The sequence below is a fragment of the uncultured Mycobacterium sp. genome, assembly GCF_964249325.1.
In the GTDB taxonomy this organism is placed as follows: Bacteria; Actinomycetota; Actinomycetes; order Mycobacteriales; family Mycobacteriaceae; genus Mycobacterium.
The window spans coordinates 1-10,302 of the sequence record NZ_CAXUCH010000159.1 but is presented as its reverse complement, the minus strand read 5'-3'; the positions used below and the strand labels follow the sequence as shown (position 1 = coordinate 10,302).

Below are 10,302 nucleotides of genomic sequence, written 5' to 3'. Positions count from 1 at the left end.
GTGATCCGTAGTGAAGGACGTGCCGAAGGGCGCGAGAGCCGCAGGAGCCGCGACGGTGGACGCGGCCGCGAGCGGGACGGCGACAAAAGCAATTACCTGGAACGCGTCGTCGCCATCAACCGCGTCTCCAAGGTGGTCAAGGGCGGCCGGCGGTTCAGCTTCACCGCGCTGGTGATCGTCGGCGACGGCAACGGGATGGTCGGTGTCGGCTACGGCAAGGCCAAGGAAGTTCCGGCCGCGATCGCCAAGGGCGTCGAGGAGGCGCGCAAGGGGTTCTTCCGGGTGCCGCTGATCGGCGGCACCATCACCCATCCCGTGCAGGGTGAGGCGGCAGCGGGAGTGGTGCTGTTGCGTCCCGCCAGCCCGGGTACCGGTGTCATCGCCGGCGGCGCCGTGCGTGCGGTGCTGGAATGCGCTGGCGTGCGCGACATTTTGGCCAAGTCGCTGGGCAGCGACAACGCGATCAACGTGGTGCACGCCACGGTGGCCGCGCTCAAGCTGCTGCAGCGTCCTGAAGAGGTGGCCGCTCGCCGCGGGCTGCCGATCGAGGACGTCGCGCCGGCCGGCATGCTCAAGGCGCGGCGTGAAAGCGAAACGCTGGCCGCGAGTGCGGCGCGTGAGGGAACGGCGTAACCATGGCGCAGCTGAAGATCACCCAGGTGCGCAGCACCATCGGTGCCCGCTGGAAGCAACGAGAAAGCATGCGCACCTTGGGTTTACGGCGGATTCGTCATTCGGTGATCCGCGACGACAACCCCCAGACGCGAGGGCTCATCGCGGTGGTTCGCCACCTCGTCGAGGTTCAACCCGCCGAGCCGTTGAGTCCAGGCGACAAAGCCGGAGGTAAGAAGAAGTGACCATCAAACTTCACGACCTGCGGCCCGCCCCCGGGTCGAAAACCAAACGGACCCGCGTCGGTCGCGGCGACGGTTCCAAGGGTAAGACCGCCGGCCGCGGCACCAAGGGCACCAAGGCCCGCAAGAAGGTGCCGGTGACCTTCGAGGGCGGTCAGATGCCGATCCACATGCGCCTGCCCAAGCTGAAAGGCTTCCGCAACCGGTTCCGCACCGAATACGAGATCGTCAATGTCGGCGACATCAATCGGCTGTTCCCCCAGGGCGGTTCGGTTGGGGTCGACGAACTCGTGACCAAGGGAGCCGTTCGCAAGAACTCGCTGGTGAAGGTGCTCGGCGACGGGAAGCTGTCGGTGAAGGTCGACGTAACCGCGCACAAGTTCAGCGGCAGCGCGCGCGAGAAGATCACCGCCGCAGGCGGTTCGGTCACCGAGCTCTAAGCCGCGCCTGGCTACGTCTGCGAGCGGGCACCTAACACGTCGCGGAACAGCGCTTGGCGCAGGGCGATTTCTCGCGGATCGCTCCACAGGTGAAAACCCAACCGGTTCATCACGTAGCCGAATCCGATACCGGTGTCTGGGTCGGCGAACCCGAACGAGCCGCCGTACCCAGGGGTTCCGAACGCCTTGTCGGATGAGCCAAAGCAGAAGTGTGGGACCGGTTTGCAGTAGCCAAGCGAGAACACCGAATCGACATGCAGCACCTTGTCGCGTATTCCGCCGGTGGGTGTGACTGCTGGCTGGGTCAGCGCGTCCAGAGTGGTCGGCGTTAAGCCCAGTTCGGTACCACCGGTGGCGGCGCAACCGTAGGCGTTGGCAACCGAACGGGCGGTGCCAATCCCGTTGGCCGCAGGCATTTCGACGGTGCGCACCTCTTCCCGATTAAAATCGCGCATCACGTCGACGTCGCTGGGAAGCTTGACGGTTTTGGCGGTCAAGCCGAACGGGTTCAATAGGGCAACTGCGAATTTCGGCGGCATCGTGTTGAGGTGCAGCAACGCCTCGGGGCGTTTCCATCCGTGCAAGTAGGCGATGCGGTCTCGGTCTACCGAGGCTGGTAATCCGATGTGCAGGTCCAGGCCAAGGGGAGTAGCGACCTCGTCTGCAAAGAACCGGCCGAGTGTCCGGCCTGCCGGATCGGCGTGCCGGAGGAGTTCGGACTCATACCAGCCCAAGGTGAGGGTGTGATAGCCGTGCCGGGTTCCGGGGGGCCAGGCCGGGGTCTGCGCCGCCAGCACCGCTGACAGTCTGTGCGGGTCGGCGAGGTCGGCCAGCCGCAGCGGTGCATCAAGGGCGGGTAGTCCGGCTTGGTGAGATAACAACTGTCGCACGGTCACCTCAGACTTGCCGGCTTGCGCGAATGCCGGCCAGTAATCAGCGACCTTGGCGTCGTAGCGGATGAGCCCGCGGGAGGCGGCGACGGCCATAGCCAGGGAAGCAACACCTTTCGTCGTCGAGTACATATTGACCATAGTGTCGTGCTGCCACGGCGCCTTGGTGATGCCGTTTCGGTAGCCACCCCACAAATCGACGACTTTCACGCCGTCCCGGTAGACCGCCACGGCTGCGCCGACCTCGCGGCCGCGGGCGAAGTTGGCGCGAAAGGCGTCCGCGACCTTGCCGTAACCCTCGTCGACGTCTCCGCCGATCAAATTCGGCGGCACCGTGACTTTGAGAACCATTGAGTGGTTATACCGCGATCGACCGCCGGACACCGGCGAATCCGCCGAGTTGCTGTGCTCGCGCGATTAGGCGAGCTGCGGAATCACCTCTGCGGCAAGACGTTCCATCTGATCGCGGTCTTGCCCGACGTCGTCGCCGACCGGGTTGAGCAAGATCATCTGCGCCCCGGCGTCGATGACCTCACGCAATCCAGCCGCGACGTCGTCGGGCGTGCCCGACACCGGCACGTCCTCCACCCCCGGCATCGTGCCGTAAATGCGGCGCAGCCCAGCCAGCACACGTTCGCGAGCCCGGCCAGCGTCGTCGTCAACCATGAGGTAGACCCGCTTGCCGATCGCGAACCGGCCCGGATCCTTGCCCTGCTCGGCGAGTTCGCGGCGCAGCGTTTTTACTGCCGCGGCGAAGTTCGCGGTAGTCGATGAACCGGCGCCGATGAAGGCGTCACCGTGGCGCACCGCCCGGGCCAGCGCCTTGGGCGCCTGCCCGCCGAACCAGATCGGCGGATGCGGGCGCTGCACCGGCTTGGGCTGGATGGGCAAGTTGTCGACCTGACGGAACCGGCCGTGAAACGTCACTCTCGGTTCATCGGACCAAGCCGCCTTCATCAGCTGCAGACCTTCGCTGAAATGCCGCACGAACGTCGCTTTCTCGACGCCGAAGGCAGAGAACTGACGGAAGCCCCCGCCGGGAGCGACACCGACGTCTAGTCGCCCATGGCTGAGCCGGTCGACGGCGGTCACCGCAGCGGCCAGCTGGAGCGGATCATGCAGCGACGAGACCAAGACGGCGACGCCCAGGCGGAGGCGTTCGGTGCAGGCCGCCGAATACGCCAGCAGCTCAAGCGGCGCCAGCAGCGGCGCCTCACCGACGATCTGCTCGAGCACCCAGGCGCCGTCGAACCCCAGCTCCTCGGCCCGGGCGAGATAAGACCGCAGGCCTGCGCCGTCGAAACCGGTGGCGTCCAGCTGGGGAATCGAGATCGAAAACATCACCCCACCACCGTACGGCCGCGGCCGTCAGCGGCAGGTGGGAACCCGACGTCGGTAGGCTCGGTCCATGTTCACCTTTCTGCCTGGTGTCCCTGGTGTCGACGGCGTGCGGGCCTTGGCCCGCCGCGTCGATACCGCCCGCCACCATGGGGTCCCGAATGGCTGCGTGCTCGAATTGGACCTGCAATCAGTGCCACCGGAAACCGGCGGCTTTGACCCGCTCGCGATGATCAGCGCGGGTGGCCGACCGCTGATTCTCCGTGAAGCCGTGGCCGCGATCCACCACGCCGCCGAGGACCGGCGGGTGGCAGGACTGGTCGCCCGCGTGCAGCTGCCAGAAGCGGCGCCCGGGCCGGTTCAGGAATTACGGGGGGCCATCGCGGCATTCAGCGTCGTCAAGCCGTCGCTGGCATGGGCCGAGACCTATCCGGGAACGTTGTCTTACTACCTGGCATCGGCGTTCAGCGAAGTGTGGATGCAACCGGCGGGAACGGTCGGGCTAGTCGGCTTCGCCACCAACGCCATGTTTCTGCGGCCAGCGCTCGACAAGGCCGGCATCGAGGCACAGTTCGTGGCCAAGGGCGAATACAAGTCTGCGGCAAACCTTTTCACACAGGACCGTTACACCGACGCCGATCGCGAGGCCGAAACACGGTTGTTGGAGAGCCTGTACGGGCAGGTGCGCCAGGCGGTCGCCGAGTCGCGCAAAATCGACCCCGAAGCCGTCGACGCCCTGGCCGACCGGGCGCCGCTGTTGCGTAACGACGCGGTGACCTCGGGCCTGGTCGACCGGATCGGCTTCCGCGACGAAGCATACGCACGGATCGCGGAACTCATTGGCGTGGAAGGGGTGTCACCTGAAACCGGCGACGCCGACGCGGCCGAAAATGCGCCGCCTCGGCTGTATCTGTCGCGCTACGCCCGGATGGGCGGCCCGCGGCTGGCGCCACCGCTGCCGCCGGTCCCGGGCCGCAAGCCCAAGCCGACGGTCGCCCTCGTCACGGTGTCCGGGCCGATAGTCAGCGGACGCGGCGGCCACCGGTTACTGCCCTTCGGCACCTCCGCTGCCGGCGCCGACACCATCACAGCTGCGCTGCGTGAGGCGGGCGCCGACGATTCGGTGTCCGCCATCGTGCTGCGAGTCGACAGCCGTGGCGGTACGGTCAATGCATCGGAAACCATCTGGCGTGCAGTCAATAAGGTCCGGGAGCGCGGCAAGCCGGTGGTGGCGTCGATGGGCGCGACTGCCGCATCCGGCGGCTATCTCGTCTCGGTGGCCGCCGACGCGATTGTGGCCAACCCCGGCACCATCACCGGTTCGATCGGTGTGGTGACCGGAAAGCTCATCGCCCGTGATCTGAAGAACAAACTCGGTGTCGGATTCGATGCTGTGCGTACCAACGCCAATGCCGACGCCTGGTCGGTCAACGCGCCGTTCACTCCCGAGCAGCAGGCCCTGGTGGAAGCCGAAGCCGACCTGTGCTACAGCGACTTCGTGCAGCGGGTTGCGCAGGGCCGCAAGATGAGCACGGTTGCAGTGGATGCGGTCGCCCAGGGCCGGATCTGGACCGGCGAAGACGCCCACGAACGGGGCCTGGTCGACGAACTCGGTGGGTTACGCACAGCGTTGCGTCGCGCCAAGGTTCTGGCTGGCCTTGACGAAGACGCCGACGTACGCATCCTCAGCTACCCGAGCTCGTCGCTGTGGGATTTCGTCCGGCCCCGTCCCTCGTCGCAGCCGACCGCAGTGTCGCTGCCGGATGCGCTGGCCGCGTTGCTGGGCCGGTCGGTGGCCGCGATCATCGAGCAAAGCGAGCGAGCGCTGACCGGTGTAAGCATGCTATGGCTGGGGGAGACGCGCCTTTAGGTCCCCAGTGTGCCGCTGACGTAGAAGATTTCACCGAGCGGATCGTCGTCCTCTGCTGCCGGAACGTCGAATCTGTTGCGCACGAAGAGCTCCGTACGCGACGCAGTGCTCACGCCCCAGCCCTTGGCGGCCAGATAGTCGACGACATGGTTGCGTTCGCCGGCGTACACCAGCGACGGCATATCGATGTCGATACCCTGTTCCCGAAGTGGACGGGAAAGCTCGCGAGCCTTTTCAGCATCGAAATCTTTGATGCCAGGCACATATTCGGTGGCGATGGTGCTACCCGGCACGCTGAGCGCGGTGATGTCGTCGAACAACCGGTCCTGGGCCTCGGGCGGCAAGTAGATGAGCAGGCCTTCGGCCAGCCATGCCGTCGGCGCGGTGGTATCTAGCCCCGCAGCCCGCAATGCGGCCGGCCAATCTGCACGCAGGTCGATACTGACCGTGCGCCTTGTTGCGGTGGGTTCGGCGTGGATACCGGCCAGTGTGGACGTCTTGAAGTCGATCACTTGCGGCTGGTCGATCTCGTAGACCACCGTCCCGGTCGGCCAGGGTAACCGATAGGCGCGCGAATCCAGCCCCGAGGCCAGGATCACCGCCTGGCGCACCCCGGCATCCACGGCTTGGACCAAGTAGTCGTCGAAAAACTTAGTGCGGACGGCAATCCCGTCGATTATCGCCTTCATCCGTGCCGGCGATGCGTTCTCGAACGCCGAGAAATCAACCTCGCCGTCGATCACTTTGACGAAGAAGTCCAGACTCACGGCACGGACGAGGTGCTCGGCGAACGGATCGTCGATCAGGCCGTTGCTCGTCGCCATCGCGCGACCGGCCGCGATCATGGTCGCGGTCGCGCCGACGCTGGATGCCAGATCCCAGGTGTCGTCATGCGTTCGTGCCACTGGCGAACCCCTATCCGAGCGTGCCGCTGACGTAGAGTCGGTCGGCGAACGGTATGTCGTCGTCGATGGGCGGAAGCCCGTTGGCGGCGAAGAGTTCCCGGATGCTGCTGCCGGTCATCTGCCATCCATGGTCGGCCAGGTACGCCGCGGCCTCGTTGCGGTCGCCGAAGTAGACCAGCTCGGTCATGTCGAGATCCAGGCCGTGTTCGCGCCAGCGCTCGGAGATGGTCCGCATCCGTTGCTTGATTCGTTCCTCGGTGGCCGGGTCGCGGTTCGGCGCGCTTTCGGTGGCGATTCGGCTGCCCGGCGCACTGAGCGCGGTGATGGTGTCGAGCAACCGGTCCTGGGCTTTCCGGCGGCAGGTAGCCGAGCAGGCCCTCGGCGCTCCACGCGGTCGGCTTGTCGGGGTCGAAACCCGCCGCGCGCAGCGCCGCCGGCAGTCGTCGCGTAAATCAATGGCGACGGTGCGTCGGTAGGCGGTGGGCTTGGCGCCCAGCTCGGCAAGCGTTCGGGATTTGAATTCGATGACCTGCAGCTGGTCGATTTCGTACACCGTGGTGCCGGCCGGCCAGGGCGGTCGGTAGGGGCGGGAGTCCAATCCGCAGGCCAGGATCACCGCCTGGTGATGCCGGCGTTGGTCGCCTCGAGGAAGAACTCGTCGAAGAACTTGGTGCGGATCGCCATATTGTCGGCCATCCGGTTCGAGCCGGCGCCGTTCTCGAGATCTTCGGGCTTCAGCTCGCCGCTGGCGAGGCGGGTGAACAGGTCGACACCCACAGCGCGGACCAGCGGCTCGGCGAACGGGTCGTGGATCAGTGGATGCTCGGCCTTGGTTGCCATTGCGCGGGCCGCCGCGACCATCGTTGCCGTCGCCCCCACGCTGGAGGCCAAATCCCAGGTGTCGTTGTCTGTGCGTGTCATCATCAAACCCTCCACTCGTTACTTAGCTAATATAACAAGAGTCGGGGGGCGAGGCTTGCCACGGCTGGGCTACTAGCGCCAGGCTTTGGCCATGGCATATGTGGTGGCGGGCAAACGGGTGCTTATCACCGGGGCGTCGTCGGGCGTGGGCGCCGCCCTGGCTCGGCGGCTGGCCGCGCACGGCGCGGTGGTGGGGCTGATCGCCCGCCGATCGCAGCGTCTGGCCGAGGTCCTGGCCGACTGCCGCGTGACTTCGGCAGCGTCGACGATGTGGGTGGCCGATCTGGCCGAGACCGCGACCGTTGACCAGCTGGCGCTGGAAGCATGGGACACGCTGGGCGGCATCGACGTGCTGGTCAACAACGCCGCGATCCCGAAACGGCGGGCTGTAACCGCGTTGGAGCCTGCCGAGGTCGAGACCGTCATGCGGATCAACTTCTTCGCCCCGATGCGCCTCACCCTGGCCGTGTTGCCTCGGATGCTGGCGCGCGGCGCGGGCATGATCGTCAACGTGTCCAGCGTGGGCGGCCGGCTGGGCATCATTCACGAAGCCGCCTACTGTGCAAGCAAATTCGCGCTGTGCGGCTGGAGCGAGTCGATCGCCGTCGACCTGCACGGCACTGGCGTCTCGATCAAGCTGATCGAGCCGGGCCCCGTCGACACCGAGATCTGGGACCAGCCCGACAACGAAGAACCCCTCTATCAGGGGCCGAAGGTTCGGGCCGAGGAGGTGGCCGACGGCATCGTCGCCGTGCTGGCCAGCGACCGCTTCGAGCATTATCTGCCCGACATGAAGGCGGTGGTCGACGCCAAGAACGCCGACATCGATGCCTATATCAGCGGCGCGGCCGCAATGGCGCGCTAATGAAGGCGCTGGTTTTCGGGGTGCCGCCGGAGCCGTTCGCTGTGCCCGACGAGGCGAACCAGCTCGCGAAGAACCTCGCGTGCAGCCCGGTTGCGCTGCAAGACATTCTGGACCCGCGATTGCTGCACGACGACTGGGTGATCACCCGGCCACGGCTGACCGGCATCTGCGGGTCGGATTCCAAGCAGATCTTGCTCGACTTCGGCGAGGGCGACACCGACAACGCGTTGGCCGCCTTCTGTTCGTTCCCGCAAGTCATGGGTCATGAGGTGGTTGCCGACGTGGTGAGGGTCGGGCCGAAGGCCTGCGGCCTGGATGTCGGTCAACGCGTGGTGCTCAACCCGTGGCTGTCCTGCGGGCCACGCGGCATCGCATCACCTTGCCCGGCATGTCAAGCCGGCGACTACAGCCTGTGCTGGAGTTTCTGCGACGGCGACATTAAACCCGGCATCCATACCGGGGTATCGGCCGACGTGACCGGCGGCTACGCCGAGCTGATGCCCGCCCACGACAGCATGCTCTTTCCAGTCCCGGATTCGGTGCCCGACGAGCTGGCCGTGTTCGCCGACCCGTGTTCGGTGTCGCTACACGCGATCAGCCGGCATCCGCCGCCTCCGTCGGGCCGGGTCTTGGTGTACGGGGCCGGCTCGCTGGGGTTGTGCGCCGTCGCCCTGTTGCGGGCGCTCTATCCCGACGTGGCGATAGCGGTGGTGGCACGTTTCGACGGCCAGGCCGAACTGGCCCGCCGGTTCGGGGCCGCCAAAGTGCTTGCCCACGAGCCGCGCCTGGCGGTGATCGAGGAGCTGGTCGACTGGGGCGGTGGCCGGTTGCATCAGCCGCTGCAAGGACTGCCCATGGCGTTTCCCGGACCGATCGACGTCGTCTACGACACCGTCGGTAAACCGGAGACCTTCGAAGTCGGCGTCCGGGTCCTTCGGGCGCGCGGCACTTTGGTGAAGGCGGGTGTGCACGCACCCGGACGTTGGGAGTGGAGCCCCTTGTACTTCAAGGAAATCAGCTGGGTCGGCTCCAACGCCTTCGGTGTCGAAGAGGTCGACGGCCAGCGCAAGCACGCTATCGACCACTATTTTGACTTGGTGGTTGAAGGGCGAATTGACTTGCGGCCCATGCTCACGCATACCTTCCGGCTCGAGCAATGGCGCGAGGCCTTCCTCGCTATCGCCAACCAGGCCGAAAGCGGCGCAGTCAAGGTCGCGTTCGACCAGCGTTAGCCGGGACGGGTGGCCCCGTAGTAGGTGAGGCGTCCGACAAAACGATGCCGATGGCTGGCCACCTCGCTACAGTCGAACCCGGCCGTGCGCAGCAGCCGGGGAATCGAGTCACCGAGGTTGCCAGCGACGTGGTGGGTGCGCAACATCCTTCGTGCCGCGAGGCCGTCGTGGGTGGTCATAGCGCCGCCGACGTCCACCAGATGCAGTCTGCCGCCGGGGTGCAGCACCCGGAATACTTCGGCCGCCGCATCGGCTTTCGCGTCGTCGGGGAGATGGTGCCACATCATCGACGACAGCACCCGGTCGAATTCGCCATCGGCGTAGGGCAGCTTTTGGGCATAGGCACGATCGAAGCTGATACCGCGCAGGCCGCGTGCTTTTCGTCGCGCGCGGGCGAGCGCCAGCGGGTCGGGGTCGCAGCCGACCAGTTCTGTCGCGGGATGAGCACGTTTGGCGCGGATGCTGACATTTCCGGTGCCGCAACCGATCTCGAGGACACGACGGGCGTCGGCGAGTTCGGCCTGGGCAATGAGAGCGTTATAGGCCTTGCTCATGCCAAGGACCCGGGCCAGTAGGTCGTACCCGGGAAGGAATATGTCACGGCCAGCGGCCGGCAGGTAGTCGTGGCGCTTGCCGATGGCCATGATCGCGGAATGCGGACGATGTTCAGTCATATCGTTTATGGTGAATCATTGGCTGGCCGAGCAATTATGCGATCTTCGGTCAAAGTAGAACTATTTTAAGCACCATGACGTCTGCAGCCCGTCTGGTCCGCCACCGCGGCGGCGTGCCCATCTACGCGTACCCGGCCGATCTGGACACACCTCCGGTGTCGGTGATCCGGGCCGGCAGCGAGGATCTGGGCGTACGTGGTCGCCATATTCACGACTTCCCGGCGCTGTGGTATGCGCGACCGGCGGGCCTTGTGTATGTCGTGGCGCCAGGGAAGTAATCGACCCCGCCTGGGTGGGCCGCACAGAGGGCGGG

The 10,302-nt window shown here is 66.1% G+C and carries 11 protein-coding genes and 1 pseudogene; 7 read left to right on the top strand and 5 right to left on the bottom strand.

The window, feature by feature from the left end:
• Genes rpsE through rplO form a run of 3 tightly spaced genes read left to right on the top strand, consistent with a single transcriptional unit; the run spans window position 1 to window position 1,294 of the window.
• Window positions 1-633, top strand: coding sequence for a 30S ribosomal protein S5 (gene rpsE, locus ACFE99_RS17690; protein WP_375487537.1), 633 nt, complete (start codon window positions 1-3; stop codon window positions 631-633).
• Between the two features lie 2 nt (window positions 634-635).
• Window positions 636-857 carry a 50S ribosomal protein L30 gene (rpmD, locus tag ACFE99_RS17685; RefSeq protein WP_375487535.1) on the top strand — a complete coding sequence of 74 codons (222 nt, stop codon included), beginning with the start codon at window positions 636-638 and terminating at the stop codon, window positions 855-857.
• The gene (rplO, locus tag ACFE99_RS17680; RefSeq protein WP_375487533.1) at window positions 854-1,294 is read left to right on the top strand and encodes a 50S ribosomal protein L15; all 441 of its coding nucleotides are present in this window, start codon (window positions 854-856) and stop codon (window positions 1,292-1,294) included. The genes rpmD and rplO overlap by 4 nt, the downstream gene beginning before the upstream one ends.
• Window positions 1,295-1,305: 11 nt before the next feature.
• On the opposite strand, the gene ACFE99_RS17675 is transcribed toward rplO, so the two are convergent.
• Window positions 1,306-2,535: a serine hydrolase domain-containing protein gene (locus ACFE99_RS17675; protein WP_375487531.1), complete on the bottom strand. Its 1,230-nt coding sequence runs from the start codon at window positions 2,533-2,535 to the stop codon at window positions 1,306-1,308.
• 66 nt (window positions 2,536-2,601) lie between these two features.
• Window positions 2,602-3,528, bottom strand: a complete 927-nt coding sequence (locus ACFE99_RS17670) for an LLM class flavin-dependent oxidoreductase (RefSeq protein WP_375487529.1) — start codon at window positions 3,526-3,528, stop codon at window positions 2,602-2,604.
• Between the two features lie 64 nt (window positions 3,529-3,592).
• Between ACFE99_RS17670 and sppA the strand changes: the two genes are divergently transcribed.
• A complete protein-coding gene (gene sppA / locus ACFE99_RS17665) occupies window positions 3,593-5,392 on the top strand; it encodes a signal peptide peptidase SppA (protein ID WP_375487527.1) in 1,800 nt (599 codons plus the stop codon).
• Here sppA and ACFE99_RS17660 read toward each other — a convergent pair.
• Both ACFE99_RS17660 and ACFE99_RS17655 read right to left on the bottom strand, forming a co-directional pair.
• A complete protein-coding gene (locus tag ACFE99_RS17660; protein ID WP_375487525.1) occupies window positions 5,389-6,297 on the bottom strand; it encodes a class I SAM-dependent methyltransferase in 909 nt (302 codons plus the stop codon). The genes sppA and ACFE99_RS17660 overlap by 4 nt on opposite strands.
• A 10-nt stretch (window positions 6,298-6,307) precedes the next feature.
• Window positions 6,308-7,218: pseudogene (locus ACFE99_RS17655) on the bottom strand (class I SAM-dependent methyltransferase).
• A gap of 103 nt (window positions 7,219-7,321) precedes the next feature.
• Here ACFE99_RS17655 and ACFE99_RS17650 point away from each other — a divergent pair.
• Window positions 7,322-8,083, top strand: coding sequence for an SDR family NAD(P)-dependent oxidoreductase (locus ACFE99_RS17650; protein ID WP_375487539.1), 762 nt, complete (start codon window positions 7,322-7,324; stop codon window positions 8,081-8,083).
• Window positions 8,083-9,315, top strand: a complete 1,233-nt coding sequence (locus ACFE99_RS17645; RefSeq protein ID WP_375487523.1) for a zinc-binding dehydrogenase — start codon at window positions 8,083-8,085, stop codon at window positions 9,313-9,315. The genes ACFE99_RS17650 and ACFE99_RS17645 overlap by 1 nt, the downstream gene beginning before the upstream one ends.
• Here ACFE99_RS17645 and ACFE99_RS17640 read toward each other — a convergent pair.
• Window positions 9,312-9,989, bottom strand: a complete 678-nt coding sequence (locus ACFE99_RS17640; RefSeq protein ID WP_375487521.1) for a class I SAM-dependent methyltransferase — start codon at window positions 9,987-9,989, stop codon at window positions 9,312-9,314. The genes ACFE99_RS17645 and ACFE99_RS17640 overlap by 4 nt on opposite strands.
• 74 nt (window positions 9,990-10,063) lie before the next feature.
• Between ACFE99_RS17640 and ACFE99_RS17635 the strand changes: the two genes are divergently transcribed.
• Window positions 10,064-10,267 carry a hypothetical protein gene (locus ACFE99_RS17635; RefSeq protein ID WP_375487519.1) on the top strand — a complete coding sequence of 68 codons (204 nt, stop codon included), beginning with the start codon at window positions 10,064-10,066 and terminating at the stop codon, window positions 10,265-10,267.
• Window positions 10,268-10,302 lie beyond the last annotated feature (35 nt).

Excerpts from the sequence above, each read along its gene's own strand:
- rpmD (WP_375487535.1), top strand. The coding sequence starts at position 636 with ATGGCGCAGCTGAAGATCACCCAGGTGCGCAGCACCATCGGTGCCCGC.
- ACFE99_RS17675 (WP_375487531.1), bottom strand. The coding sequence starts at position 2,535 with ATGGTTCTCAAAGTCACGGTGCCGCCGAATTTGATCGGCGGAGACGTC.
- sppA (WP_375487527.1), top strand. The coding sequence starts at position 3,593 with ATGTTCACCTTTCTGCCTGGTGTCCCTGGTGTCGACGGCGTGCGGGCC.
- ACFE99_RS17645 (WP_375487523.1), top strand. The coding sequence starts at position 8,083 with ATGAAGGCGCTGGTTTTCGGGGTGCCGCCGGAGCCGTTCGCTGTGCCC.
- ACFE99_RS17640 (WP_375487521.1), bottom strand. The coding sequence starts at position 9,989 with ATGACTGAACATCGTCCGCATTCCGCGATCATGGCCATCGGCAAGCGC.
- ACFE99_RS17635 (WP_375487519.1), top strand. The coding sequence starts at position 10,064 with ATGACGTCTGCAGCCCGTCTGGTCCGCCACCGCGGCGGCGTGCCCATC.